At 52.8% G+C, this 24,553-nt stretch carries 27 protein-coding genes and 2 pseudogenes; 20 read left to right on the forward strand and 9 right to left on the reverse strand.

The window, feature by feature from the left end; genetic code table 11:
• Positions 1 to 37: 37 nt before the first annotated feature.
• Together OGY09_RS25435 and panM are read right to left on the reverse strand one after the other, a co-directional pair.
• Positions 38 to 165 (reverse strand): annotated as a pseudogene (locus tag OGY09_RS25435) (hypothetical protein).
• Complete coding sequence (gene panM / locus OGY09_RS09830; RefSeq protein WP_003827573.1) at positions 150 to 533, reverse strand: aspartate 1-decarboxylase autocleavage activator PanM; 384 nt, start codon at positions 531 to 533, stop codon at positions 150 to 152. Before panM ends, OGY09_RS25435 begins: the two are co-directional and overlap by 16 nt.
• A 423-nt stretch (positions 534 to 956) precedes the next feature.
• Between panM and livK the strand changes: the two genes are divergently transcribed.
• The 14 genes from livK (at position 957) to ugpQ (ending at position 12,429) form a co-directional block, all read left to right on the forward strand.
• Entirely contained in the window at positions 957 to 2,066 is a 1,110-nt protein-coding gene (gene livK / locus OGY09_RS09835; protein ID WP_003023433.1) for a high-affinity branched-chain amino acid ABC transporter substrate-binding protein LivK, read from the forward strand.
• A 61-nt stretch (positions 2,067 to 2,127) separates the two neighbouring features.
• A complete protein-coding gene (gene livH / locus OGY09_RS09840; protein ID WP_003827575.1) occupies positions 2,128 to 3,054 on the forward strand; it encodes a high-affinity branched-chain amino acid ABC transporter permease LivH in 927 nt (308 codons plus the stop codon).
• The gene (gene livM / locus OGY09_RS09845; protein WP_032945254.1) at positions 3,051 to 4,328 is read left to right on the forward strand and encodes a branched chain amino acid ABC transporter permease LivM; all 1,278 of its coding nucleotides are present in this window, start codon (positions 3,051 to 3,053) and stop codon (positions 4,326 to 4,328) included. The genes livH and livM overlap by 4 nt, the downstream gene beginning before the upstream one ends.
• Complete coding sequence (gene livG, locus OGY09_RS09850; protein WP_003023438.1) at positions 4,325 to 5,092, forward strand: high-affinity branched-chain amino acid ABC transporter ATP-binding protein LivG; 768 nt, start codon at positions 4,325 to 4,327, stop codon at positions 5,090 to 5,092. Before livM ends, livG begins: the two co-directional genes overlap by 4 nt.
• A gap of 17 nt (positions 5,093 to 5,109) precedes the next feature.
• Positions 5,110 to 5,823 carry a high-affinity branched-chain amino acid ABC transporter ATP-binding protein LivF gene (livF, locus tag OGY09_RS09855; RefSeq protein WP_003827581.1) on the forward strand — a complete coding sequence of 238 codons (714 nt, stop codon included), beginning with the start codon at positions 5,110 to 5,112 and terminating at the stop codon, positions 5,821 to 5,823.
• 101 nt (positions 5,824 to 5,924) lie between these two features.
• The gene (locus OGY09_RS09860) at positions 5,925 to 6,206 is read left to right on the forward strand and encodes a hypothetical protein (protein WP_032945252.1); all 282 of its coding nucleotides are present in this window, start codon (positions 5,925 to 5,927) and stop codon (positions 6,204 to 6,206) included.
• Positions 6,181 to 6,558: a hypothetical protein gene (locus OGY09_RS09865; protein WP_050592554.1), complete on the forward strand. Its 378-nt coding sequence runs from the start codon at positions 6,181 to 6,183 to the stop codon at positions 6,556 to 6,558. The genes OGY09_RS09860 and OGY09_RS09865 overlap by 26 nt, the downstream gene beginning before the upstream one ends.
• A 58-nt stretch (positions 6,559 to 6,616) precedes the next feature.
• Complete coding sequence (locus tag OGY09_RS09870) at positions 6,617 to 6,838, forward strand: type II toxin-antitoxin system Phd/YefM family antitoxin (RefSeq protein ID WP_032945249.1); 222 nt, start codon at positions 6,617 to 6,619, stop codon at positions 6,836 to 6,838.
• On the forward strand, positions 6,835 to 7,203 hold the full coding sequence (locus tag OGY09_RS09875) for a type II toxin-antitoxin system death-on-curing family toxin (RefSeq protein WP_032945247.1): 369 nt from the start codon (positions 6,835 to 6,837) through the stop codon (positions 7,201 to 7,203). Before OGY09_RS09870 ends, OGY09_RS09875 begins: the two co-directional genes overlap by 4 nt.
• A gap of 257 nt (positions 7,204 to 7,460) precedes the next feature.
• Complete coding sequence (gene ugpB / locus OGY09_RS09880; protein ID WP_003827583.1) at positions 7,461 to 8,777, forward strand: sn-glycerol-3-phosphate ABC transporter substrate-binding protein UgpB; 1,317 nt, start codon at positions 7,461 to 7,463, stop codon at positions 8,775 to 8,777.
• A 109-nt stretch (positions 8,778 to 8,886) separates the two neighbouring features.
• Positions 8,887 to 9,774, forward strand: a complete 888-nt coding sequence (gene ugpA / locus OGY09_RS09885; RefSeq protein WP_032945245.1) for a sn-glycerol-3-phosphate ABC transporter permease UgpA — start codon at positions 8,887 to 8,889, stop codon at positions 9,772 to 9,774.
• Positions 9,771 to 10,616, forward strand: a complete 846-nt coding sequence (gene ugpE, locus OGY09_RS09890; RefSeq protein WP_003023450.1) for a sn-glycerol-3-phosphate ABC transporter permease UgpE — start codon at positions 9,771 to 9,773, stop codon at positions 10,614 to 10,616. The genes ugpA and ugpE overlap by 4 nt, the downstream gene beginning before the upstream one ends.
• 2 nt (positions 10,617 to 10,618) lie before the next feature.
• Positions 10,619 to 11,689: a sn-glycerol-3-phosphate import ATP-binding protein UgpC gene (locus OGY09_RS09895; RefSeq protein ID WP_032945244.1), complete on the forward strand. Its 1,071-nt coding sequence runs from the start codon at positions 10,619 to 10,621 to the stop codon at positions 11,687 to 11,689.
• On the forward strand, positions 11,686 to 12,429 hold the full coding sequence (ugpQ, locus tag OGY09_RS09900) for a glycerophosphodiester phosphodiesterase (RefSeq protein ID WP_003827589.1): 744 nt from the start codon (positions 11,686 to 11,688) through the stop codon (positions 12,427 to 12,429). Before OGY09_RS09895 ends, ugpQ begins: the two co-directional genes overlap by 4 nt.
• On the opposite strand, the gene OGY09_RS09905 is transcribed toward ugpQ, so the two are convergent.
• A complete protein-coding gene (locus tag OGY09_RS09905; protein ID WP_032945243.1) occupies positions 12,426 to 12,866 on the reverse strand; it encodes a DUF2756 family protein in 441 nt (146 codons plus the stop codon). The genes ugpQ and OGY09_RS09905 overlap by 4 nt on opposite strands.
• Positions 12,867 to 12,984: 118 nt before the next feature.
• Here OGY09_RS09905 and ggt point away from each other — a divergent pair, with 118 nt between their 5' ends.
• Positions 12,985 to 14,730, forward strand: coding sequence for a gamma-glutamyltransferase (ggt, locus tag OGY09_RS09910; RefSeq protein WP_032945242.1), 1,746 nt, complete (start codon positions 12,985 to 12,987; stop codon positions 14,728 to 14,730).
• Positions 14,731 to 14,792: 62 nt separating this feature from the next.
• On the opposite strand, the gene OGY09_RS09915 is transcribed toward ggt, so the two are convergent.
• The 4 genes from OGY09_RS09915 to yhhY all read right to left on the reverse strand — a co-directional run bounded on the left by OGY09_RS09915 (position 14,793) and on the right by yhhY (position 17,881).
• Positions 14,793 to 15,053 (reverse strand): hypothetical protein, encoded by a 261-nt coding sequence (locus OGY09_RS09915; RefSeq protein ID WP_008786356.1) that lies wholly within the window; start codon positions 15,051 to 15,053, stop codon positions 14,793 to 14,795.
• Entirely contained in the window at positions 15,043 to 16,191 is a 1,149-nt protein-coding gene (gene tssD, locus OGY09_RS09920; RefSeq protein WP_032945241.1) for a type VI secretion system tube protein TssD, read from the reverse strand. The genes OGY09_RS09915 and tssD overlap by 11 nt, the downstream gene beginning before the upstream one ends.
• A gap of 270 nt (positions 16,192 to 16,461) precedes the next feature.
• The gene (locus OGY09_RS09925; RefSeq protein WP_032945240.1) at positions 16,462 to 17,346 is read right to left on the reverse strand and encodes a hypothetical protein; all 885 of its coding nucleotides are present in this window, start codon (positions 17,344 to 17,346) and stop codon (positions 16,462 to 16,464) included.
• Between the two features lie 46 nt (positions 17,347 to 17,392).
• Complete coding sequence (gene yhhY, locus OGY09_RS09930; protein WP_008786353.1) at positions 17,393 to 17,881, reverse strand: N-acetyltransferase; 489 nt, start codon at positions 17,879 to 17,881, stop codon at positions 17,393 to 17,395.
• 470 nt (positions 17,882 to 18,351) lie between these two features.
• Between yhhY and OGY09_RS09935 the strand changes: the two genes are divergently transcribed.
• The 5 genes from OGY09_RS09935 to gntU all read left to right on the forward strand — a co-directional run bounded on the left by OGY09_RS09935 (position 18,352) and on the right by gntU (position 23,509).
• On the forward strand, positions 18,352 to 19,389 hold the full coding sequence (locus OGY09_RS09935; protein WP_032945239.1) for an oxidoreductase: 1,038 nt from the start codon (positions 18,352 to 18,354) through the stop codon (positions 19,387 to 19,389).
• Positions 19,390 to 19,512: 123 nt separating this feature from the next.
• A complete protein-coding gene (gene yhhW, locus OGY09_RS09940; protein WP_003023472.1) occupies positions 19,513 to 20,208 on the forward strand; it encodes a quercetin 2,3-dioxygenase in 696 nt (231 codons plus the stop codon).
• 293 nt (positions 20,209 to 20,501) lie between these two features.
• Positions 20,502 to 21,497 (forward strand): gluconate operon transcriptional repressor GntR, encoded by a 996-nt coding sequence (gntR, locus tag OGY09_RS09945; RefSeq protein ID WP_008786351.1) that lies wholly within the window; start codon positions 20,502 to 20,504, stop codon positions 21,495 to 21,497.
• Positions 21,498 to 21,638: 141 nt separating this feature from the next.
• Entirely contained in the window at positions 21,639 to 22,169 is a 531-nt protein-coding gene (gene gntK, locus OGY09_RS09950; RefSeq protein ID WP_003023475.1) for a gluconokinase, read from the forward strand.
• Complete coding sequence (gene gntU / locus OGY09_RS09955; RefSeq protein WP_003827609.1) at positions 22,169 to 23,509, forward strand: gluconate transporter; 1,341 nt, start codon at positions 22,169 to 22,171, stop codon at positions 23,507 to 23,509. Before gntK ends, gntU begins: the two co-directional genes overlap by 1 nt.
• Here gntU and OGY09_RS09960 read toward each other — a convergent pair.
• A pseudogene (locus OGY09_RS09960) lies at positions 23,432 to 23,611 on the reverse strand (MarC family protein); the annotation flags it as partial. The gene gntU and the pseudogene OGY09_RS09960 overlap by 78 nt on opposite strands.
• Positions 23,605 to 24,051 (reverse strand): hypothetical protein, encoded by a 447-nt coding sequence (locus OGY09_RS09965; RefSeq protein ID WP_032945238.1) that lies wholly within the window; start codon positions 24,049 to 24,051, stop codon positions 23,605 to 23,607. The gene OGY09_RS09965 and the pseudogene OGY09_RS09960, both read right to left, overlap by 7 nt.
• Between the last annotated feature and the right edge of the window lie 502 nt (positions 24,052 to 24,553).

Consider the following 24,553-nt stretch of genomic DNA (forward strand, 5'->3'; position numbering starts at 1 on the left):
AACCCCGGTTACTTACTTATGTAAGCTCCCGGGGACTTCATAACTTGCCGCCTTCCTGCAACGTGAAATTCCTGGAAAATTGCGAGATGGTTTTTTATTTTTTGCTCCCAGCATGTAGGCCGGATAAGCGTCAGCGCCATCCGGCTTTTTTATCTTTTTTCCCAGCCATTCTCCTGGGCTGTAAACCCTAACGCCTGCATAAACGCGGCCATCACGCTGCGGTCTTCAACGCCGACGTCGGCCATCCACCATGAACTCACGTCAGGGTTTTCCCGGATGACTTCTTCGATCAAATACTGCCCGACGCCGCGACGGCGGGTGATATCGCGTACGCGCAATGAATCTAATGCACCTTGCGTGCCGCTCAGGGTTACGCGAACTGCGCCTAACAGACGCTCGTTAAAGCGTGCGGCGTAGATCCGGTGCGTTTCATCTACGCTTAACGATGAGGCGGAATATTCCGGCCAGATTTTGCCCAGATCAATCTGGTCCTGGTCGCTAAAGTTATCTAAACGAACGATGGTCAGCTTCATTAACAGCATGTCCAAATCACAAAAGATGGAATGAGTGTACCGAAATAATTCGCCCGGATGCTTTCTCTTTTTTATGTGAATAACCAGATTAATAATTTTGTAACAACGGTAATGACAGTTTGAAACCGTAGAGATTGAAAAACAGGCAGAATAATACCCTGGAATGCAGCATTTTATTCGGCTCTTTGTGCCGTTATTTTATGCTGACAAACGTGCTTTTTTTTGTTTATCTATAGTGAAAAGCAGAATATTATCTTTTCTTAATCGACTGAAAAATAGAGATTTTAGCCTGATTTTGCTTAAAAAACTGCGCTAAACCATTAATGAGACTGGTAAAAATAGTGCAGTTCAAAAAAAGCACAGACTGCTTTTTAACCACATAAATACAAAATATTAATTACGTCACGAATGGGGATTCAGGTAATGAAACGGAATGCGAAAACAATCATCGCAGGGGTGATAGCACTGGCAATGTCACACGCGGTCATGGCGGAAGATATCAAGGTCGCTGTTGTCGGCGCGATGTCAGGTCCGGTCGCGCAGTGGGGCGATATGGAATTTAATGGCGCACGTCAGGCCATTAAAGATATCAATGCCAAAGGCGGGGTCAAAGGCGACAAACTGGTTGCTGTGGAATATGACGATGCCTGCGATCCGAAACAGGCCGTTGCGGTAGCGAACAAAATCGTCAATGACGGCATTCAGTACGTTATTGGACATCTGTGCTCATCTTCCACGCAGCCCGCATCAGATATCTATGAAGATGAAGGCATTCTGATGATTTCTCCGGGTGCCACAAACCCGGAACTGACCCAGCGCGGTTACGCTCACATTATGCGTACAGCGGGCCTGGACTCCTCTCAGGGGCCGACCGCCGCGAAATACATTCTGGAGAAGGTGAAGCCACAGCGTATCGCCATCATTCACGATAAACAGCAATACGGTGAAGGCCTGGCGCGTTCGGTGCAGGACAGCCTGAAAGCGGGCAAAGCCAACATCGTTTTCTTTGACGGTATCACCGCCGGGGAAAAAGATTTTTCTGCGCTGATCGCCCGCCTGAAAAAAGAAAATATCGACTTTGTTTATTACGGCGGCTACTACCCGGAAATGGGGCAAATGTTGCGTCAGGCGCGTTCCGTCGGGCTGAAAACCCAGTTTATGGGACCTGAGGGCGTCGGCAATGCGTCGCTGTCTAACATCGCCGGTGATGCTGCTGAAGGCATGCTGGTAACCATGCCAAAACGCTATGACCAGGATCCGGCGAATAAGGCTATCGTCGATGCGCTCAAAGCTGACAAGAAAGATCCAACCGGACCATACGTGTGGATCACTTATGCAGCCGTCCAGTCATTGGCGACAGCAATGGATCGCAGCGGTAGTAAAGAGCCGCTGGACCTGGTGAAAGATCTGAAAGCACACGGGGCTGATACCGTGATTGGGCCGCTGAAATGGGACGAAAAAGGCGATTTGAAGGGATTTGAGTTTGGTGTCTTCCAGTGGCATGCAGACGGTTCTTCGACCGTTGCGAAGTAATACCTGAAGACGAGTTATCCCACCGCCCGTGCAAAACGGGCGGGTTTAAAAAGGTTACCTTATGTCCGAGCAGTTCCTCTATTTCTTGCAGCAGATGTTTAACGGCGTCACGCTGGGAAGCACCTACGCGCTGATCGCCATCGGTTACACGATGGTGTACGGCATTATCGGCATGATCAACTTCGCCCACGGCGAGGTGTATATGATCGGCAGCTATGTCTCCTTTATGATCATCGCAGCGCTAATGATGATGGGCATCGATTCCAGCTGGCTACTGGTCGCGGCGGGCTTCGTCGGCGCGATTGTCATTGCCAGCGCCTACGGCTGGAGCATTGAACGCGTGGCGTATCGGCCCGTGCGCAGCTCCAAGCGCCTGATCGCGCTGATTTCCGCTATCGGGATGTCCATCTTCCTGCAAAACTACGTCAGCCTGACGGAAGGTTCGCGCGACGTGGCGCTGCCCAGCCTGTTTAATGGCCAGTGGACTGTAGGCAGTAGCGATAACTTCTCTGCTTCCATCACCACCATGCAGTTGGTTATCTGGATCGTAACCTTCCTGGCAATGCTGGCGCTGACGCTGTTTATCCGTTACTCCCGTATGGGCCGCGCCTGCCGTGCCTGTGCCGAAGACCTGAAGATGGCCAGCCTGCTCGGCATTAACACCGATCGCGTGATTGCGTTGACCTTTGTGATTGGTGCGGCAATGGCGGCGGTAGCGGGCGTGCTGCTCGGTCAGTTCTATGGCGTAATTAACCCATACATCGGCTTTATGGCCGGGATGAAGGCCTTTACCGCGGCGGTACTGGGCGGCATCGGCAGCATTCCAGGGGCGATGATCGGCGGCCTGATTCTGGGCGTTGCGGAAGCGCTCTCCTCTGCTTATCTGAGTACCGAATACAAAGACGTCGTTTCATTCGCGCTGCTGATTCTGGTGCTGCTGGTGATGCCGACCGGTATTCTGGGTCGCCCGGAGGTAGAGAAAGTATGAAACCGATGCATTTTGCAATGGCGCTGCTCTCTGCCGCTATGTTCTTCGTCCTGGCGGGCGTCTTTATGGGCGTTCAGTTAGAGCTGGACGGTACCAAGCTGGTGGTCGATACCGCCGCGGATATCCGCTGGCAGTGGGTGTTTATCGGCACTGGCGTGGTCTTTCTCTTCCAACTGCTGCGTCCAGCCTTCCAGAAAGGCCTGAAGAGCGTCTCCGGACCAAAGTTTATTCTGCCGGCGATTGACGGCTCCACCGTTAAACAGAAGCTGTTCCTGGTGGCGCTGCTGGTGATTGCCGTGGCGTGGCCGTTTATGGTGTCACGCGGTACGGTGGATATCGCCACGCTGACGATGATTTATATCATCCTCGGCCTCGGCTTAAACGTGGTGGTAGGGCTTTCGGGCCTGCTGGTGCTGGGCTACGGCGGCTTCTATGCCATCGGCGCTTACACCTTCGCGCTGCTGAACCACTATTACGGACTCGGCTTCTGGACTTGTCTGCCGCTGGCGGGACTGGTTTCCGCTGCTGCGGGCTTCCTGCTCGGCTTCCCGGTACTGCGCCTGCGCGGTGATTATCTGGCGATTGTGACCTTAGGCTTCGGCGAAATCGTCCGCATCCTGCTGCTCAACAACACCGAAATAACCGGCGGTCCAAACGGTATTAGCCAGATCCCGAAACCGACCTTTTTCGGTCTGGAGTTCAGCCGTACCGCCCGTGAAGGCGGCTGGGATACCTTCAGCAACTTCTTTAACGTCAAGTACGATCCGTCTGACCGCGTCATTTTCCTCTATCTGGTGGCGCTGCTGCTGGTGGTCTTCTCGCTGTTTGTTATTAACCGTTTGCTGCGTATGCCGCTGGGTCGTGCGTGGGAAGCGCTGCGTGAAGATGAAATTGCCTGTCGCTCGCTGGGCTTAAACCCTACGCGCATTAAGCTGACAGCCTTTACCATCAGCGCCGCGTTTGCCGGTTTTGCCGGTACGCTGTTTGCCGCGCGCCAGGGCTTCGTCAGCCCGGAATCCTTCACCTTTGCCGAGTCGGCCTTTGTGCTGGCGATTGTGGTACTGGGCGGAATGGGCTCGCAGTTTGCGGTGATCCTCGCTGCCATCCTGCTGGTGGTGTCACGCGAACTGATGCGTGATTTCAACGAATACAGCATGTTAATGCTGGGTGGTTTGATGGTACTGATGATGATCTGGCGTCCGCAGGGCTTGTTGCCGATGACCCGTCCACAGTTGAAGCTGAAAAACGGGGAAGCAAAAGGAGAGCAGGCATGAGTCAGCCATTATTATCCGTTAACGGCCTGATGATGCGCTTCGGCGGTCTGCTGGCGGTAAACAACGTTGAACTGGAACTGCGACCGCAGGAGATCGTTTCGTTAATCGGCCCGAACGGTGCGGGGAAAACCACGGTCTTTAACTGTCTGACCGGTTTTTATAAGCCGACCGGCGGGACGATTAAGCTGCGCGACCAGCACCTGGAAGGGCTGCCGGGTCAGCAAATCGCGCGTATGGGCGTGGTACGTACTTTCCAGCACGTGCGTCTGTTTCGCGAAATGACGGTGATTGAAAACCTGCTGGTGGCGCAACATCAGCAACTGAAAACCGGCGTCTTCTCCGGCCTGTTGAAAACCCCGTCGTTCCGTCGCGCGCAGAGTGAAGCGTTGGATCGCGCGGCCACCTGGCTGGAGCGTATTGGCTTGCTGGAGCATGCCAACCGTCAGGCCAGTAACCTGGCCTATGGCGACCAGCGTCGTCTGGAAATTGCCCGCTGCATGGTGACCCAGCCGGAAATCCTGATGCTTGACGAACCCGCTGCTGGACTCAACCCGAAAGAGACCAAGGAGCTGGACGAGCTGATTGCTGAACTGCGTAACCATCACAACACCACCATTTTGTTGATTGAGCACGACATGAAGCTGGTGATGGGGATTTCCGACCGTATTTACGTGGTGAATCAGGGCACGCCGCTGGCGAATGGGACGCCGGAACAGATTCGTAATAACCCGGATGTTATCCGCGCCTATTTAGGTGAAGCATAATGGGGGCGAGGATTAATATGGATAAGGCGATGTTATCGTTCGACAAAGTCAACGCCCACTACGGCAAGATACAGGCGCTGCACGACGTCAGCTTGTATATCAACCAGGGTGAAATCGTTACTCTGATTGGTGCTAACGGCGCGGGAAAAACCACGCTGCTCGGCACATTGTGTGGCGACCCGCGAGCGACTAGCGGGCGAATCGTCTTTGATGGTAAAGACATTACCGACTGGCAGACGGCGAAAATCATGCGCGAAGCGGTAGCGATTGTGCCGGAAGGGCGTCGCGTGTTTTCCCGCATGACGGTGGAAGAGAACCTGGCGATGGGCGGCTTCTTTGCCGAAAAAGACCAGTTTCAGGAACGCATCAAATGGGTGTATGACCTGTTTCCCCGTCTGCATGAGCGTCGTATTCAGCGTGCGGGAACGATGTCCGGCGGTGAACAGCAGATGCTGGCGATAGGCCGTGCACTGATGAGCCAGCCGAGGCTGCTGCTGCTTGATGAACCGTCGCTGGGTCTGGCGCCGATTATCATCCAGCAGATTTTTAATACTATCGAACAACTGCGCGAGCAGGGGATGACCATCTTCCTCGTCGAACAGAACGCCAACCAGGCGCTGAAGCTCGCCGATCGCGGCTACGTGCTGGAAAACGGTCATGTGGTGCTGGAAGACACCGGTGATGCGTTACTGGCTAACGAAGCGGTGCGTAGTGCGTATCTGGGCGGTTAATCATTATCTGAATAGACAAGGGGCCCGCTGTGGCCCCTTTTTATTGCTCTATGTTATTATTGAGAATAGTTATCAATAATAAAAATGAACATGGAGAATGGATGATTCGTTCAGGTACCTGCATGATGATTGGCAGTTTGTTTTTGACGCTTTCACTAACCACCAAGGCCTCAACACCGCCAGCGTTTGACCCGCGCGATCCCGCTATCTGGGAAGAGAAACCGGATAACCCGTTAGCGCAATCCGACTCGCCCTGCGAAGTGTTTACCAGCTCGGTATGCCCAGGCTGGGATGATGATAAATCGGATATCCAACGTGAACGTGAACGGCGAGAGCAGCAGCGTTTACAGAATGAATATGAGCGACGCTGGCGTCGGGATTAATTTTACCGGAGTTTATGGGCTGCACTATCTGCACCCCGAACTACTTTTGGATTTCGTCAGTATCAGTAGTGCGCCGTTGCTTGCCGTTACGCCAGTTGCCCTGTTGTATTCCTCTGTCGGAGTGCTGCAGCAGGTTGACTTACGCAAATTGCCGGTCGATGTTTGCGGGCGCGTGGTGTACCCCATCTCTTCACTGAAGCTTCCCGCGCTACGAGGAAAGCTCATCATTAACGCCCAGTCGCGACGGCTCAAGTTTCTGGAAAGTCTGGTGGCGATATCGCCGGAAGATAATATCCACGGTATGCAGATCCTGGGACTGGCGCTGGAGTTTACGTTCGCACAACCTGAGTGATGCTTCTTTTTTGTACATCTTAGATGTACAATTGAGTTGTACATATGAGGAGGTTTTGATGCGTACCATGAACTATAGCGAAGCCCGACAAAATCTGGCTGAAGTACTGGAGAGCGCTGTCACCGGCGTTCCTGTCACTATTACACGTCGTGGTCATAAGCCTGCCGTAATCATCAGCGCGGAAGAGTTCGAACGCTATCAGGCTGCAAGACTTGATGATGAATTTGCCGATATCATGATGGTACATGGTAATGAAATCAGGGAGCTGGCGGATAAATGACCCTACAAATTATCTCAGCGGAAGAGATAATCCAGTTTCACGACAGGCTGCTACGCGTAACGCCTGGCGTTGCGGGCATGCCTGATCCTGGTCGTGCTGAAGCGCTGATGTATCGAGTGTTAAATCAAATTGAATACGAAGGTGTGACCGACGTGTGGTTGCTGGCCGCAATGCATTTACTGGCTATCTCACGTGGGCATATTTTTAATGATGGTAACAAACGTACCGCTTTGTTTATTACATTACTGTTTTTAAAGCGTAACGGGATAGCTGTGCCTGCAAACCCGGATTTTGTCGCCATGACGGTTGAAGCGGCTGCGGGCCAACTGACGCTGGAACAAATAGCCTCTCGCCTGCGTGGTTAACTCCGGCGGAAGCCATTGTAGGCCGGATAAGATGCGTTAGCATCGCCATCCGGCGGTTCGTAGGCACTTTCGCTATAAGTGTCACAGCTCCCACTTTCCTTCCTTAGCACCGTCACCGCCTTGCCATCTGTTTGTCGCCTTACTATCTTTTTTTTGTAATAAAAAAGTTATTTTTCTGTCATTCGAGCATGTCATGTTACCCCCGCGAGCATAAAACGCGTGATATCGCGCATCCGGCACAACAAGAGAGATAACCGATGATATCGTTACGACATACAGCTTTAGGACTGGCACTTAGCCTGGCATTTGCAGGTCAGGCACTGGCGGTCACCACTATCCCGTTCTGGCACTCAATGGAAGGCGAACTGGGTAAAGAAGTTGATTCACTGGCGCAACGTTTTAATGCAGCCAATCCCGACTACAAAATTGTTCCGCAGTACAAAGGCAACTACGAGCAGAGCCTGAGTGCAGGAATTGCTGCTTTCCGTACCGGAAACGCGCCTGCGCTGCTGCAGGTTTATGAAGTGGGTACGGCAACCATGATGGCCTCAAAAGCCATTAAACCGGTCTATGAAGTATTCAAAGAGGCTGGCATTAACTTCGATGAGTCTCAGTTCGTACCGACGGTTTCCGGTTACTACACCGACTCTAAAAGCGGACACTTGCTCTCCCAGCCGTTTAACAGCTCCACTCCGGTGCTGTACTACAACAAAGATGCCTTCAAAAAAGCCGGTTTAGACCCGGAGCAGCCGCCGAAAACCTGGCAGGATCTGGCGGAATATACCGCGAAGCTGAAAGCCGCAGGTATGAAGTGCGGTTACGCCAGCGGCTGGCAGGGATGGATTCAGATTGAAAACTTCAGCGCCTGGAACGGTCTGCCGGTAGCAACCAAAAACAATGGCTTTGACGGTACTGACGCGGTGCTGGAGTTCAATAAACCGGAACAGGTGAAACATATCGCTCTGCTGGAGGAGTTGAACAAAAAAGGTGATTTCAGCTACTTCGGGCGTAAGGACGAATCCACTGAGAAGTTCTACAACGGGGATTGTGCCATTACCACCGCCTCTTCCGGTTCGCTGGCCGACATCCGTCACTACGCTAAATTCAACTATGGCGTCGGGATGATGCCGTACGATGCTGATGTGAAGGGCGCGCCGCAGAATGCGATTATCGGTGGGGCCAGCCTGTGGGTGATGCAGGGTAAAGACAAAGCAACCTACGAAGGCGTGGCGCAGTTCCTCAACTTCCTGGCGAAGCCTGAAATTGCTGCGGAATGGCACCAGAAGACCGGCTATCTGCCGATCACCACCGCTGCCTACGACCTGACCCGTGAACAGGGCTTCTATGAGAAGAACCCTGGGGCTGATATCGCCACCCGCCAGATGCTGAACAAGCCGCCGTTGCCGTTCACCAAAGGGCTGCGTTTGGGCAATATGCCGCAGATCCGCACCATTGTGGATGAAGAGCTGGAAAGCGTCTGGACCGGGAAGAAAACCCCGCAGCAGGCACTGGACGCCGCCGTTGAGCGTGGCAATCAGTTACTGCGCCGCTTTGAGCAATCGACCAAGTCTTAAGTGTATAAGTGCCTGATGGCGCTGCGCTTATCAGGCCTACAAGTTCGTAGTTTGTAGGCCGGATAAGGTGCTTGCACCGCCATCCGGCACCTTCCAGGAAAGAACCTACATGTCTTCATCCCGTCCGGTATTCCGCTCGCGTTGGCTTCCCTATTTGTTGGTAGCTCCGCAGCTGGTTATCACCGTTATTTTCTTTATCTGGCCCGCCGGTGAAGCGCTGTGGTACTCGCTACAATCCGTTGATCCGTTTGGTCTTTCCAGCCGGTTTGTCGGACTGGAAAACTTTGTCGCGCTGTTTCATGACCCGTACTACCTCGACTCATTCTGGACCACCATTAAGTTCAGTACGTTAGTCACGGTAAGCGGTCTGCTGGTGTCGTTATTTTTTGCGGCGCTGGTGAATTACGTGGTGCGCGGCAGCCGTTTTTACCAGACGCTGATGTTGTTGCCTTATGCCGTTGCGCCCGCCGTCGCCGCCGTATTGTGGATCTTCCTGTTTAACCCAGGACGCGGGCTGATTACCCATTTTCTCGGTGAGTTTGGCTATGACTGGAACCATGCGCAAAACAGCGGTCAGGCAATGTTTCTGGTGGTGTTCGCGTCGGTCTGGAAGCAGATTAGTTACAACTTCCTGTTCTTCTTTGCCGCACTGCAGTCTATCCCGCGATCGCTGATCGAAGCTGCTGCGATTGATGGCGCAGGGCCGGTTCGCCGCTTCTTTAAGCTGGCGCTGCCGCTGATAGCCCCGGTCAGCTTCTTTCTGCTGGTGGTGAATCTGGTTTATGCCTTCTTTGATACCTTCCCGGTTATTGATGCCGCCACGGCGGGTGGGCCGGTGCAGGCGACGACCACGCTGATTTATAAGATCTACCGTGAAGGGTTTGTCGGGTTGGATCTGGCTTCTTCCGCCGCACAATCGGTGGTGCTGATGTTCCTGGTCATTATTTTGACGGTGGTGCAGTTCCGCTATGTGGAAAGTAAGGTGCGTTACCAATGATTGAGAACCGTCGTGGGCTGACAATATTCAGCCATGCCATGTTGATTATGGGGATCATGGTGATCCTGTTTCCGCTGTACGTCGCGTTTGTCGCGGCGACGCTGGACAACAAAGCGGTGTTTGAAACGCCGATGACGCTGGTTCCCGGCACGCAGTTGCTGGAGAACATGAAATACATCTGGGTCAACGGTGTGGGCGTCAACAGCGCGCCGTTCTGGTTGATGATGCTTAACAGCTTCATCATGGCGTTCAGTATTACGGTAGGGAAAATCACCGTCTCCATGCTCTCCGCATTCGCCATCGTCTGGTTCCGTTTTCCGCTGCGCAACCTGTTCTTCTGGATGATTTTTATCACCCTGATGCTGCCGGTTGAGGTGCGAATCTTCCCCACCGTGGAGGTTATCGCCAACCTGAAAATGCTCGACAGCTATGCGGGTCTGACGCTGCCGTTGATGGCATCGGCTACTGCGACCTTCCTGTTCCGACAGTTCTTTATGACCCTGCCGGATGAGCTGGTTGAGGCCGCGCGAATTGACGGTGCGTCACCGATGCGTTTTTTCCGCGATATCGTACTACCACTGTCAAAAACCAATCTGGCGGCGCTGTTCGTTATCACCTTTATCTACGGCTGGAACCAGTATTTGTGGCCGTTGTTAATTATTACCGACGTCAATTTGGGCACTGCGGTGGCGGGTATCAAAGGCATGATCGCCACCGGTGAAGGCACCACGCAGTGGAACCAGGTAATGGCTGCCATGCTGCTGACGCTCATCCCTCCGGTAATCATCGTGTTAGCCATGCAGCGTGCCTTCGTACGCGGTCTGGTCGATAGTGAGAAATAAAAATGGCTGGTTTAAAACTACAGGCAGTAACCAAAAGCTGGGACGGCAAAACCCAGGTGATTAAACCGCTGACGCTGGACGTCGCGGACGGGGAATTTATCGTGATGGTTGGCCCATCCGGCTGCGGAAAGTCTACGCTGCTGCGGATGGTGGCCGGGCTGGAGCGGGTGAGCGGTGGCGATATCTGGATTGATAATAAACGCGTCACCGAGATGGAGCCGAAGGATCGCGGCATTGCGATGGTCTTTCAAAACTACGCGCTCTACCCGCATATGAGCGTGGAAGAAAACATGGCCTGGGGGCTGAAAATCCGCGGGATGGGCAAGGAGCACATTGCTGAACGGGTAAATGAGGCGGCGCGTATTCTCGAGCTGGGTGAGCTGCTCAAACGTCGTCCGCGCGAACTTTCTGGCGGTCAGCGCCAGCGCGTAGCGATGGGGCGAGCGATTGTGCGTGACCCAGCGGTATTCCTGTTCGATGAGCCGCTTTCTAACCTCGATGCCAAGCTGCGCGTGCAGATGCGTCTGGAGTTACAACATCTGCATCGCCGCCTGAAAACCACTTCGCTATACGTGACGCACGACCAGGTTGAAGCGATGACCCTCGCCCAACGGGTGATGGTGATGAACAAAGGCATTGCCGAGCAGATAGGTACACCGGTTGAGGTGTATGAAAAGCCTGCCAGCCGCTTTGTGGCGAGTTTTATCGGCAGCCCGGCGATGAACCTGCTGGACGGGTGCATCAGTACCTCGGGCACCCATTTTGAACTGGAGGGCGGCATGACGCTACCCATCGGCAGAAGCGCGAGAGAGTCTATTGGGCATAAAATGACGTTGGGTATCCGCCCAGAGCATATTGCGCTAAGCTCGCAGGCCGAAGGCGGCGTGCCGTTGGTTGTTGATACACTGGAAATGCTGGGCGCAGATAACCTGGCACACGGACGCTGGGGCGAGCAAAAGCTGGTGGTGCGACTGGCGCATCAGCATCGCCCAACGGCAGGCAGCACGCTGTGGCTGCATCTGCCGGAAAATCATCTGCATCTTTTTGATGGCGAAACAGGACAACGCGTATGAGTAACTGGCCTTACCCCCATATTGTCGCCCATCGTGGCGGCGGTAAGCTGGCCCCGGAAAACACCCTGGCGGCGATCGACGTGGGGGCGCGATACGGGCATACCATGATCGAGTTTGACGCTAAATTGTCGAAAGACGGTGAGATCTTCTTACTGCATGACGACAACCTGGAGCGAACCAGCAACGGGTGGGGCGTGGCAGGCGAGCTGAACTGGCAGGATTTATTGCGCGTGGACGCCGGCGGCTGGTTTAGCGGTGAGTTTAAAGGTGAACCGCTGCCGCTGCTCTCGCAAGTGGCCGAGCGCTGCCGTCAGCACGGTATGATGGCGAATATTGAAATTAAACCCACAACCGGCACCGGAACGTTAACCGGCAAAGTCGTGGCGCTGGCCGCGCGGGAACTGTGGGCGGGAATGACGCCGCCACTATTGTCATCCTTTGAAATTGATGCACTTGAAGCGGCGCAGCAGGCGGTACCTGAACTGCCGAGAGGCTTGCTGCTTGATGAATGGCGCGAGGACTGGCGCGAGCTGACCACGCGGCTTGGCTGCGTCTCTATTCATCTTAATCACAAACTGCTGGATGAAGCGCGTGTGGATGCGCTGCGTGATGCGGGGCTACGTATTCTGGTATATACCGTCAACCGACCCCAGCGCGCGGCGGAACTGCTGCGCTGGGGCGTGGACTGCATCTGTACCGATGCCATTGATACGATTGGTCCGGATTTCCAACCTTTTTAAGGCCCAATCGTTTTTAACGGAACGTTAGGCTGCGGCGTGCTGGAGGGCTTCAGCATGTCGCCGTTCTTTTTCTCTGACAGCATATGTTGCTTATTCAGAGAGCTGTCCGGGTTACGGGTTCCACTCAACATCCCACCGTTGCTGTTGGGCAGCATTTGCTGCTGGCTGGGATTCAACTCGCCTGGCTGAGACTGAAGGACCCGCTGGGAGTTGGTGTTAATTTGGTTTTCCATATGCTGTTGCTGCATACGCGTCTGCGTTTGCAACTGTTGGTTGAGCATCCCTTTCTGCTGAATTTGCTGCGTTTGCATTTGGGTTTGCATACGCTGCTGACTCGGGATCTGATAACCGGGTTGGTTCGGGTTATTCATAGTGTTGATGGGCTGTGTAAAGCCTGCAAACGGCAACAGCATGGCTAAAAGTAAGAGTCGTTTCATCGCTTTTCTCCTCTCGGGGATCTCTTAAGTTTACTCCTTTCTCGCCGTTACGATGATTATTTCAGAGTTATGCACCAGGCTTAGTGGGGGCCGACCCCCATACATCTGGAGAATAACGATGATAAAACCGACGTTTTTACGCCGGGTAGCCATTGCTGCTCTGCTCTCAGGAAGTTGTTTTAGCGTTGCTGCCGCGCCGGCTGCGCCACCGCCGGTATCTTACGGAGTCGAGGAAGATGTGTTCCATCCCGTACGCGCTAAGCACGGAATGGTGGCCTCTGTGGATGCTTTAGCTACCCAGGTTGGTGTGGACATTCTTAAACAGGGTGGGAATGCCGTTGATGCCGCCGTGGCCGTTGGCTATGCGCTGGCGGTGACGCATCCCCAGGCGGGCAATCTGGGCGGCGGTGGTTTTATGCTGCTGCGTACCAAAGACGGTAACACCACAGCGATCGATTTTCGTGAAATGGCGCCTGCTGGCGCGACCCGTGACATGTTCCTCGATGAGCAGGGCAACGCCGATGCGAAAAAGTCGCTGACGTCGCATCTGGCATCCGGTACGCCGGGTACAGTGGCGGGTTTCTCGCTGGCGCTGGAGAAATACGGCACGATGCCGCTGAACAAAGTGGTGCGCCCGGCGATGAAGCTGGCGGAAGAGGGCTTTGTGGTTAATGACGCGCTGGCCGACGATCTGAAAACCTATGGCAGCGAGGTGCTCCCTAATCACGAGAACAGCAAAGCCATTTTCTGGAAGGACGGCGAGCCGCTGAAAAAGGGCGATAAGCTGGTGCAAAAGAATCTGGCGAAAAGTCTGGAAATGATTGCCGAGAATGGTCCGGATGCGTTTTATAAAGGGGCGATTGCCGATCAGATAGCCGGGGAAATGCAGAAGAACGGCGGGCTGATGACCAAAGAGGATTTAGCCAGCTATAAAGCCGTGGAGCGCACGCCGATCGGCGGTGACTATCGCGGGTATCAGGTCTTCTCCATGCCGCCGCCGTCCTCTGGCGGTATTCACATCGTGCAGATCCTCAATATTCTCGAAAACTTCGATATGAAGAAGTACGGGTTTGGCAGCGCCGATGCTATGCAGGTTATGGCTGAAGCGGAGAAATATGCTTACGCCGACCGTTCAGAATATCTGGGCGACCCGGATTTTGTGAAAGTGCCGTGGCAAGCGCTGACCAACAAAGCATATGCTAAAACGCTTGCCGATCAGATTGATATCAACAAGGCTAAGCCTTCCAGCCAGATCAAACCGGGCAAGCTCGCCCCGTATGAAAGCAACCAGACTACGCACTTCTCGGTCGTGGATAAAGACGGCAATGCCGTGGCGGTAACGTATACCCTAAATACCACCTTCGGGACCGGCATCGTGGCGGGTAACACCGGTATTCTGCTGAATAACGAAATGGACGACTTCTCCGCTAAGCCGGGCGTGCCGAACGTTTATGGACTGGTGGGCGGTGATGCCAACGCGGTTGGGCCGAAGAAGCGTCCGCTGTCATCGATGTCGCCGACTATCGTGGTAAAAGACGGGAAAACCTGGCTGGTGACCGGCAGCCCAGGTGGAAGCCGAATCATCACTACCGTACTGCAAATGGTGGTCAACAGCATTGATTTCGGGATGAACGTCGCCGAAGCGACCAACGCACCGCGCTTCCATCATCAATGGTTGCCGGATGAACTGCGCATCGAGAAGGGCTTCAGCCCGGATACAATCAAGCTGCTGGAGCAAAAAGGACAGAAAGTAGCGCTGAAAGAGGCGATGGGTAGCACGCAGAGTATTATGGTTGGACCGGATGGCGCACTGTATGGTGCGTCCGACCCGCGTTCCGTGGATGACTTAACGGCGGGATACTAAGGATGACGGCCCTCTTCGATGGGAGAGGGCTTGTCGGTTCAACAGCATTATTCTTCACGTGGTTATGGTTCGTTATTGTCAGCATCTGTATTCTTTATTAGCCTGTACCCTTTTTCAGATACGCGATAGTAAGGCATGGACTTATGCCCGCTGTCCTCGATATTTACCAATCCCTCGCTAGCCAATTTATTCACAATATTAACGACATTACTGAATCCCGGGATTCTTTTCATAGATAGCGTGCGATCCAGATTCATCCAGTTCCAGTTAATATCTTTTTCAGCCATAACTTTCAGGACGTTAAGCTCTGTTTCAGTTATCATAGTTAAGTGCATCCTGGTGGTATAAGTCATCAACCGTTCCCTTGAGTCTGTAATCTTCCAGCGTGGCTGTATGGGCGTGATTCCATAGATTATATCCTGCATCCCCCTCAGGTTGCCCAAACTCCCATCCCAGATTACAGTAGCGCTGATATTCTCGACATTCATGAGTATAGTAATTCAGATCGACCTGTTCTGGAGGCATTTTCCCTTTCTCAATGTCTTTCAACCTGCCGATCATTACATCATTTGCAGGATCATGGATGAACCTGGAAATATGTTTCTCAACTGTAGCGATACCTTTACTGTTTATGATGACACCATCAGTTGTTAGGTTTTCTATGGGACCTCCGGCAAGCTCAGGATCGAATGTTCGTCCTGATGCTGTTCCCCTGGCCCCAAACTGCTCCAGTTTTTCTAATTCAGGAAATTTCATCCTTCCCATAGTTAAGCCTGCAGCTACTGAAGCACCAAGGATCAGCAATCCTTTGTTATCCATAACCTGCTCGTAACCCGCAGGAGCATCGCCCCCCAACTTTTCGGCCGTTTCCCTGAAGCCGTCGATATTCCCGTTGTAGATCCCTCCGGCGGCAAGCAGTCTGCCAACTCCTTTGCTGTTTAACGTTTTGAGGCCGTTGTCTGCGGGGGTTTTTGGGCTGGGGATAAACAGGCGGTTATAGTTTTCGGGCAACGCCAGGTAGCTGAACTCAGTGTTGGCAATAAGATGTTTGCAGAGGATATATTCATAGCTGATGGTTATTGTTTCTGTATCTAAATTATTGTCGCTGAATTGGTGTTGAATGGCTGATAGAAATGCTCCCCGCAGTTGAATATAATAATATTTCTCCCATCTACCGAACCTATTGATGCGGTAGAAATAAAACTCCATATACAACTGCTCGTTGTTGTTAATAGCGTTTACAAACAATGGGGTGCTTTTATCTATCAGTTTGCAAAATTGCAGTCCGTGAAAATGTGAACCTCTGCCAGTACTGGTTATACTATTAGAGAGCGAAAAAGCAAAAATCTCGTCTTCGTGCCCTGATTGCCAGCGGTTACCCACAGATGCAACGGTTCCACATCCGTCAGAAATAGCACCCTGCTGTTGTCCTGAAACCATCAGATAGACGATATCACTCATGACATCCTTATCCTTTTATTACGTGTTGTCGTAAAAATGGTAATTTTTATCTTTGCTTTTTATTACGCTTTCTAATGTCGTTAGTATATAGAAGAAATAAAACGTTTCACTTTAAGTGAATTTTCTTGAGGGGAATCCGAATATAAATAGCTAAGGGGGTTATTTTTATTTATTTTATAATGGAGGGTTATTAATGGAGTTTTTATTGATGTTTATTAACCCATATCAACAGCCTACAGCGTTCTGAACGATGTAGGCCTGACTGGTAGGTTATGGCGCATATCGCTGCAGTGATTCGGACCAGCGGAATATTTGGCTGCTTTTATCCTGTAGGCTAACGCGCTCTAAGTCATAAAATCCGTGCGTCTTTGCCGAGCGCATTTTGAGAATGTACTTACTTTCGCTAATGTCGTGCTGCCTTGTGCCGTCTTTATTCCAGTCTCCGGCGATGTCCGTATATTGATAAACAAGGTCGGAATAAACGTTGATTATCCTGTTGTCTTTGATCGCATAGAGCTCCAGCACTTCGTAAAATGCGCCGCCGCCGGAATACGCATCAGAGTATCCACCACGCACCCCGAACGCCAGGGTATCGGGGGCGATCCGGTACGGTGCCAGATCCAGTTTTGTATAATAAGCCAGCGGTCTGATGGACTCATCATCGCTCTCTTTTTCGGCGGCTTTATTCCACTCCGAGAGCTGGTTTAACGGTTTTTCCGAGCGTGCAATCGGCGTTAGCTGTGGATTCTGCCAGGAAAAAACGCCGAGATATAATTTATTAGCGCGCCCGTTGCTGTAGTTTTCCGGGCAGGTGTTATCCGCGTATTTTTTTGCTTGCTCGGCGTCAGCCTTATTATCGGCAAAACAAGCAATGCCAATATATTTACCGTCTTTTCCCCAAGATTTAGCACCGGTCAGGATCAGGTTGTCAGGATCTTCATTCGGTGCAACCCATGCAATCCACTGCTTTTCGGATAAGCCCTGAGGAAGCTCACCAAATCCTTTCGCAGGGGTTGCTCCTGCCATTTGCTCAGCAAAAATCTGTTTACCTTCAGGATGTTGGATGGCACTGGCTACGGAATCGAGATTTTGTACGGTAGTGGCAAAAGCAGGGGAGAGCGAGGCCAGCAAAACCAGGGGAAGAAACTTTTTCACTATTGCGTCCTTTCAATAAGCAGGGCGATAAGGCTCGCCCTTAAATTTATTTCACGCGCGCCATAAAGTAGGCATCAACATACTCACCGTTGCGCAGGCCGTATTTCTTACCGGTGCCTTCGATTTCAAAGCCGTACTTCTTATAGACTGCTACAGCAGGCTCATTATCAACAAATACTGTCAGCTCAATGCGCTCGACGCGCAGCCAGTTGTCGCACATGTCGATCATCGTACGAATCAGCGCGCTGGCAACGCCACGATTGTGCCACCTGCCATCCACGCAGATACCAAAATCGGCCACGTGGCTGCGGCGCGGGCGCTGCGCGACCTCAATACAGAGATGCCCCACGACGATATCATCAATGCAGGCAACCAGCTGTTTGACACCGGCTTGCTCGGTTAGCCGCGCTTGCCACATTTCGAGAGAAGGATGAGGAACCTGTAGCGTGTTGTGGTACACCTCCGGCTGGGCGTGGATCTGACGAATTGCGTCGTAATCTTTCGGTTCAGCGTGGCGTATCACTATCTCACTCATTCCTTATCTCCTGCAGGGTTAATTGTGCATTTACACTCGCTGAGAAAGAAAAATCCGTCAACTGCATTTTTTTGCAAAAAGAAGTAGACAAGTGCGAATGAGAATGATTATTATTGCTCTGCGTTCAGGGGAACCCCTACGGAGAACCTGAAAGCACGACATTGCTCACATTGCTTCCAGTATTACTTTAGCCAGCTTTTGCTGGCTTTTTTTTTGGCTGGGTTTCGGGCTAGTTTGCTTACCAGCTTAATCCCGGGCTGTGCTCGCAATCCTCACGTACTCTGTGTACGCTCCGGTTGCTGCGCGCAGGCCGTGAATAATCTGCCTACGCCACTTACGCCCGATCTTTTGGCTGTATAATGCGGTAGGCCGGATAAGGCAACGCCGCATCCGGCACGATGACAGGATGGATTCAGTCTCCAGCCGCTTTGCGCTATGGTGTAGACAATCACCTTCAAAAGGATCGTCTCATGACCTTACACTGCGCATTTATTGGTTTTGGTAAAAGCACCACCCGCTACCATTTGCCGTACGTCCTCAACCGCAAAAATAGCTGGCACGTCGCGCACATTTTCCGCCGCAACGCCAGGCCGGAAGAGCAGGCGCCGCAGTATTCGCATATTCACTTCACCAGCGACCTCGACGAGATCTTAAACGATCCGCAGGTGAAACTGGTGATCGTCTGTACCCATGCTGACAGCCATTTTGAATATGCTAAACGCGCGCTGGAAGCGGGTAAAAATGTGCTGGTTGAGAAACCCTTCACGCCGACGCTTGCGCAAGCAAAAGAGCTGTTCGAACTGGCGCGAAGCAAAGGACTGACCGTTACGCCGTATCAGAATCGCCGTTTTGACTCCTGCTTCCTCACCGCGAAAAAAGCCATTGAGAGCGGCAAGCTCGGCAAGATTGTTGAGGTTGAAAGCCATTTCGATTACTACCGTCCTGAAGCAGAAACCAAGCCGGGACTGCCGCAGGACGGCGCGTTTTATGGTCTGGGCGTACACACCATGGATCAGATTATCTCGCTGTTCGGACGTCCCGATCATGTGGCCTATGACATCCGCAGCCTGCGCAACAAAGCGAACCCGGACGATACCTTTGAAGCGCAGCTGTTTTACGGCGACCTGAAAGCCATTGTTAAAACCAGTCATCTGGTGAAAATCGACTATCCGAAGTTTATCGTCCATGGCACCAAAGGCTCGTTTGTGAAGTACGGCATCGACCAGCAGGAAACCAGCCTGAAGGCCAATATCATGCCGGGCGAGCCAGGTTTCGCTGCTGATGATTCCATTGGGATGCTAGAGTACGTCAACGATGACGGCATCACGGTAAAAGAAGAGGTAAAGCCGGAAGTGGGGGATTACGGTCGCGTGTATGACGCGCTGTACCAGACGCTGACCACCGGTACGCCTAATTACGTCAAGGAATCTGAAGTTCTTACCAACCTGGAGATCATCGAACGCGCCTTTGAACAGGCAACGCCTGCCACGATAACCCTCGCCAAATAGCCTGCACAGACTCCTCTGGGCTTGTTCATATTTTTTGAACAGAGGAGTCAATTTTCACCCTCTATGATCCCAGACGGATTGAGTCCACACTTACTCCATCGAAAACATCTGGGGGTGAACACAATGATCTACTTACGCAAAGCTAACGACCGTGGCCACGCTAATCATGGCTGGCTTGATTCCTGGCATACCTTCTCTTTTGCCAACTACTATGACCCGAACTTTATGGGGTTCTCGGCACTGCGCGTGATTAACGATGACGTGATCGATGCAGGTCAGGGATTTGGTACTCACCCCCATAAAGACATGGAAATCCTGACCTACGTGCTGGAAGGCGCGGTGGAGCATCAGGACAGCATGGGCAATAAAGAGCAGGTTCCGGCCGGTGAGTTTCAGATTATGAGCGCCGGGACGGGGATCCGTCACTCGGAGTACAACCCGAGCAATACTGAGAAGCTGCATCTGTATCAGATCTGGATCATGCCGCAGGAGAACGGTATTACTCCGCGCTATGAACAGCGTCGTTTCGATGCCGCTCAGGGTAAACAACTGGTGCTGTCGCCGGATGCCCGTGATGGTTCACTTAAAGTGTACCAGGATATGGAGCTGTACCGTTGGGCGCTGGTCAAAGATGAGCAGTCGGTGCATCAGATTGCCGCTGAACGCCGCGTTTGGATCCAGGTGGTAAAAGGCAACGTGACGATTAACGGCACCAAAGCGACCACCAGCGACGGTCTGGCAATCTGGGATGAACAGGCAATTTCTATTCATGCCGACAGCGACAGTGAAGTGTTGCTGTTTGACCTGCCGCCAGTATAAAAATACACGTCATCCTTCAAGCCGCATCTGTGTTGGCTTTCCTCGCTCACCCCGGTCGCGTACTTAATGTACGCTCCCGGGGATTTAATGAGGGACATCCTTGTCCCTCACCAGAGGCAACCTTCGGTTGTTCAAATTCGTTCCTGACGAATTTGTCACTGCGTCGCCGCCTTGATGCAACTCGAATGATTTTGTGTATTTATCACAATAAAAACTCCTTTTTTTCTCTGCAAAGGTTCACGCACGTCCGTGGTAAACTGGGAGAATCTATCCCTTTTTAACGCTTCAGGACGATGAAAAAGAAAAGACCCGTACTTCAGGATGTAGCCGACCGCGTGGGCGTGACCAAAATGACGGTCAGTCGCTTTTTGCGTAACCCGGAGCAGGTCTCCGTGGCGCTGCGGGGCAAAATTGCCGCTGCACTTGATGAGCTGGGTTATATTCCCAATCGCGCTCCTGATATCCTTTCTAACGCTACCAGCCGCGCTATCGGCGTGCTGTTACCGTCTCTCACTAACCAGGTTTTTGCTGAAGTGCTACGCGGCATTGAGGCTGTCACCGACGCCCATGGTTATCAAACCATGCTCGCGCACTACGGCTATAAGCCTGAGATGGAACAAGAGCGCCTGGAATCGATGCTGTCGTGGAATATCGATGGCCTGATCCTCACCGAACGTAGCCATACGCCCCGTACGCTGAAAATGATTGAAGTTGCCGGTATCCCGGTGGTTGAGCTGATGGATAGCCAGTCTCCGTGTCTGGATATCGCCGTCGGTTTCGACAACTTCGAAGCCGCGCGTCAGATGACTGCCGCTATTATCGCCCGCGGGCACCGTCATGTAGCCTATCTTGGCGCTCGTCTTGATGAACGTACTATCATCAAACAGAGAGGCTACGAGCAGGCAATGCGCGATGCCAACCTGGTGCCGTACAGCGTGATGGTGGAACAGTCTTCTTCCTACTCCTCCGGTATTGAACTCATCCGTCAGGCGCGGCGTGAATACCCGCAGCTCGACGGCGTTTTCTGTACCAACGATGACCTGGCGGTAGGGGCGGCCTTCGAATGCCAGCGTTTAGGGCTGAAAATCCCGGATGACATGGCGATTGCCGGATTCCACGGTCACGACATCGGGCAGGTGATGGAGCCGCGTCTGGCGAGTGTGCTCACGCCACGTGAACGGATGGGCAGCATTGGCGCAGAACGCCTGCTGGCGCGCATTCGTGGTGAAGCAGTCACGCCTAAAATGTTAGATTTAGGTTTCACCTTGTCACCGGGCGGATCTATTTAAGCCAACAAGTTTGAAGTAGCTCACACTTATACACTTCGAGCACGAATGGATATTGCTTCTCTATTTATCCGGCTGGACAATGTTACCGATAACAGTTACCCGTAACAATTTCCTGATTCTTGTACCAGTGGGGGCAACGCTTTGAGCACGACTAATCATGATCACCACGTTTACGTTCTGATGGGCGTATCGGGCAGCGGTAAATCTGCTGTCGCCAGCGAAGTGGCGCATCAACTGCAGGCCGCGTTTCTTGATGGCGATTTTCTCCATCCGCGCAGCAACATCATGAAAATGGCTTCCGGTGAGCCACTCAACGATGACGACCGTAAACCGTGGCTACAGGCGCTTAATGACGCCGCTTTTGCGATGCAGCGTACCAATAAGGTTTCTCTGATCGTCTGTTCTGCCTTGAAAAAAGTCTACCGCGACCAGTTGCGCGACGGTAACCCGAACCTCTCTTTCATTTATCTGAAAGGGGATTTTGACGTTATCGAAAGCCGTCTGAAGGCGCGTAAAGGCCACTTCTTCAAAACGCAGATGCTGGTTACCCAGTTTGAAGCGCTGGAAGAACCGGGTGCGAATGAAAACGATGTACTGGTGGTCGATATCGATCAACCACTGGACGGTGTGGTCGCCAGCACCATTGAGGTTATTAACCAAGGCAGTAAGTAGTGAGCACATTAACGCTTGTTTTAACAGCAGTAGGGTCCGTTTTATTACTGCTGTTTTTAGTGATGAAGGCGCGTATGCACGCCTTCGTTGCTTTGATGGTGGTATCCATTGGTGCAGGTCTCTTTTCCGGTATGCCGCTCGATAAAATCGCGGCGACCATGGAAAAAGGGATGGGAGGCACGCTCGGTTTCCTGGCGATTGTGGTGGCGCTGGGGGCGATGTTCGGCAAGATTTTGCATGAGACCGGCGCGGTCGATCAGATTGCCGTCAAAATGCTGAAATCCTTCGGTCATAGCCGCGCACATTACGCGATTGGCCTGGCCGGTCTGATTTGCGCGCTGCCGCTGTTCTTTGAGGTGGCGATTGTGCTGCTGATTAGCGTAGCATTCTCAATGGCGCGCCATACCGGTACTAACCTGGTTAAGTTGGTCATTCCGCTGTTTGCGGGCGTGGCGGCTGCCGCAGCGTTCCTGCTGCCGGGGCCTGCGCCGATGCTGCTGGCCTCTCAGATGCACGCCGACTTTGGCTGGATGATCCTGATTGGCCTGTGCGCCGCGATTCCGGGCATGATTATCGCCGGGCCGCTGTGGGGTAACTTCATCAGCCGTTACGTTGAGCTGCACGTACCGGAAGACATTACCGAGCCGCATCTGGGCGAAGGCAAAATGCCCTCCTTTGGCTTCAGCTTATCGCTTATCCTGCTGCCGCTGGTGCTGGTTGGTCTGAAAACCATCGCCGCACGCTTTGTTCCGGTCGGTTCTTCAACCTACGAATGGTTCGAGTTTATCGGTCATCCGTTTACCGCGATTCTGGTTGCCTGTCTGGTGGCGATTTACGGTCTGGCGGTGCGCCAGGGCATGCCAAAAGACCGCGTGATGGAAATCTGCGGCCATGCGCTGCAGCCAGCGGGGATTATTCTGCTGGTGATTGGTGCGGGCGGCGTGTTCAAACAGGTACTGGTAGATTCCGGCGTTGGCCCTGCACTGGGCGAAGCGTTAACCGGTATGGGCTTGCCGATCGCTATCACCTGCTTCGTGCTGGCGGCGGCGGTGCGTATCATTCAGGGGTCCGCGACAGTGGCCTGCTTAACGGCGGTCGGTCTGGTGATGCCAGTGATTGAGCAACTGAACTACTCCGGTGCCCAGATGGCAGCGCTGTCTATCTGTATCGCGGGCGGCTCTATCGTGGTCAGCCACGTTAACGACGCCGGTTTCTGGTTGTTCGGTAAATTTACCGGCGCGACTGAAGCGCAAACGCTGAAGACCTGGACGATGATGGAAACCATCCTCGGTACGGTCGGCGCGATTGTCGGTATGATTGCTTTCCAGCTGTTGAGCTGATGGCATTGCCCGGTGGCGCTAGCGCTTACCGGGCCTGGAAACGAGCACATATCGACACCGTAGGCCGGGTAAGGCGAAGCCGCCACCCGGCTTTTTTACAGCACCATCACCCCATCCTCGGTTTTCAACCAGCGCGGCGCTTTCAGTGTGTCGGCGAAATAATCCACCAAATCCTGCAGCAAATCACCCGCCACCCGCTCCATATCATCAGAAAGCGTTTTGCTCATCAGCAAATGCGTTAAAAGCTGGCAGTAACGCCCCATCTGATCTGGTTCGGGTTCAAAGAGGGGAGAGCGGGTCGGTAAGGTTTCTACCGTCAGGCTAGCCTGTAGATGCTGCGGTACAGGTTCCGTTAAGGTTGGTTGTAGTAGTGCCAGACAGGCCGACAGGCGCGCACAAATCGCCAGTTTTTCTACCGGGTCATGACATTCAACAAGCCCTTCGACAAAACTCTCACAGTTATCCGCCAGTTCGGTGAAGTCCGTGGCATGGCTAAAGGGAAGGGTAAATAAAGAGTATGAAAAGAGAGGGGTAGTAGCCATAGGGCAGCCTCCGATGAGTGATTTTCATCCACCACTGGAGAGGCTAATCTCACTGGAGGTGGAGCCGAACAGGGTTAGCCTTACCGGCCTCATCGGATACCGGCGCGTCTTGCGACGCCCCCGCCCGGTCCACCATTGGAGTGTACCTAAGCGTGCGACACAAAAATACTTGCGTCACCGATGAAGGAGTTCAGAAGGCTAATTCTGGCACCTGATTTTGCAGGTGCAGCGAGAAGATAATGCTTATCCGTGATGCTGACAAGAGGGCATTCCGGAAGGCGCTTCGCAGAAATGAAAATACGTTTTCTCAGCGGTTTAAAAGCATAAGGAATACCTGGTATTACAGTGCAATGCCGTTCAGTTAAGCATGTAGGGTGAACATGTGATTATTGCTCAGGGTTCCGTTCACCTCAGTGGTGTCATTTCTCTGAAGCGCTGATGCCCGTGAACGTGCAAGGGAGGCTCACCGCCGCCTCCCTTGCAACCCAGGCTCCCGGCGGGA

Origin of the sequence: Citrobacter sp. Cpo071 (assembly GCF_030332765.1) — a bacterium.
GTDB lineage: Bacteria > Pseudomonadota > Gammaproteobacteria > Enterobacterales > Enterobacteriaceae > Citrobacter > Citrobacter portucalensis.

Bases quoted from the DNA above. Each gene is read 5' to 3' on its own strand.
- panM (WP_003827573.1), bottom strand. From the start codon at position 533: ATGAAGCTGACCATCGTTCGTTTAGATAACTTTAGCGACCAGGACCAG.
- livK (WP_003023433.1), top strand. From the start codon at position 957: ATGAAACGGAATGCGAAAACAATCATCGCAGGGGTGATAGCACTGGCA.
- livH (WP_003827575.1), top strand. From the start codon at position 2,128: ATGTCCGAGCAGTTCCTCTATTTCTTGCAGCAGATGTTTAACGGCGTC.
- livM (WP_032945254.1), top strand. From the start codon at position 3,051: ATGAAACCGATGCATTTTGCAATGGCGCTGCTCTCTGCCGCTATGTTC.
- livG (WP_003023438.1), top strand. From the start codon at position 4,325: ATGAGTCAGCCATTATTATCCGTTAACGGCCTGATGATGCGCTTCGGC.
- livF (WP_003827581.1), top strand. From the start codon at position 5,110: ATGGATAAGGCGATGTTATCGTTCGACAAAGTCAACGCCCACTACGGC.
- OGY09_RS09860 (WP_032945252.1), top strand. From the start codon at position 5,925: ATGATTCGTTCAGGTACCTGCATGATGATTGGCAGTTTGTTTTTGACG.
- OGY09_RS09865 (WP_050592554.1), top strand. From the start codon at position 6,181: ATGAGCGACGCTGGCGTCGGGATTAATTTTACCGGAGTTTATGGGCTG.
- OGY09_RS09870 (WP_032945249.1), top strand. From the start codon at position 6,617: ATGCGTACCATGAACTATAGCGAAGCCCGACAAAATCTGGCTGAAGTA.
- OGY09_RS09875 (WP_032945247.1), top strand. From the start codon at position 6,835: ATGACCCTACAAATTATCTCAGCGGAAGAGATAATCCAGTTTCACGAC.
- ugpB (WP_003827583.1), top strand. From the start codon at position 7,461: ATGATATCGTTACGACATACAGCTTTAGGACTGGCACTTAGCCTGGCA.
- ugpA (WP_032945245.1), top strand. From the start codon at position 8,887: ATGTCTTCATCCCGTCCGGTATTCCGCTCGCGTTGGCTTCCCTATTTG.
- ugpE (WP_003023450.1), top strand. From the start codon at position 9,771: ATGATTGAGAACCGTCGTGGGCTGACAATATTCAGCCATGCCATGTTG.
- OGY09_RS09895 (WP_032945244.1), top strand. From the start codon at position 10,619: ATGGCTGGTTTAAAACTACAGGCAGTAACCAAAAGCTGGGACGGCAAA.
- ugpQ (WP_003827589.1), top strand. From the start codon at position 11,686: ATGAGTAACTGGCCTTACCCCCATATTGTCGCCCATCGTGGCGGCGGT.
- OGY09_RS09905 (WP_032945243.1), bottom strand. From the start codon at position 12,866: ATGAAACGACTCTTACTTTTAGCCATGCTGTTGCCGTTTGCAGGCTTT.
- ggt (WP_032945242.1), top strand. From the start codon at position 12,985: ATGATAAAACCGACGTTTTTACGCCGGGTAGCCATTGCTGCTCTGCTC.
- OGY09_RS09915 (WP_008786356.1), bottom strand. From the start codon at position 15,053: ATGATAACTGAAACAGAGCTTAACGTCCTGAAAGTTATGGCTGAAAAA.
- tssD (WP_032945241.1), bottom strand. From the start codon at position 16,191: ATGAGTGATATCGTCTATCTGATGGTTTCAGGACAACAGCAGGGTGCT.
- yhhY (WP_008786353.1), bottom strand. From the start codon at position 17,881: ATGAGTGAGATAGTGATACGCCACGCTGAACCGAAAGATTACGACGCA.
- OGY09_RS09935 (WP_032945239.1), top strand. From the start codon at position 18,352: ATGACCTTACACTGCGCATTTATTGGTTTTGGTAAAAGCACCACCCGC.
- yhhW (WP_003023472.1), top strand. From the start codon at position 19,513: ATGATCTACTTACGCAAAGCTAACGACCGTGGCCACGCTAATCATGGC.
- gntR (WP_008786351.1), top strand. From the start codon at position 20,502: ATGAAAAAGAAAAGACCCGTACTTCAGGATGTAGCCGACCGCGTGGGC.
- OGY09_RS09965 (WP_032945238.1), bottom strand. From the start codon at position 24,051: ATGGCTACTACCCCTCTCTTTTCATACTCTTTATTTACCCTTCCCTTT.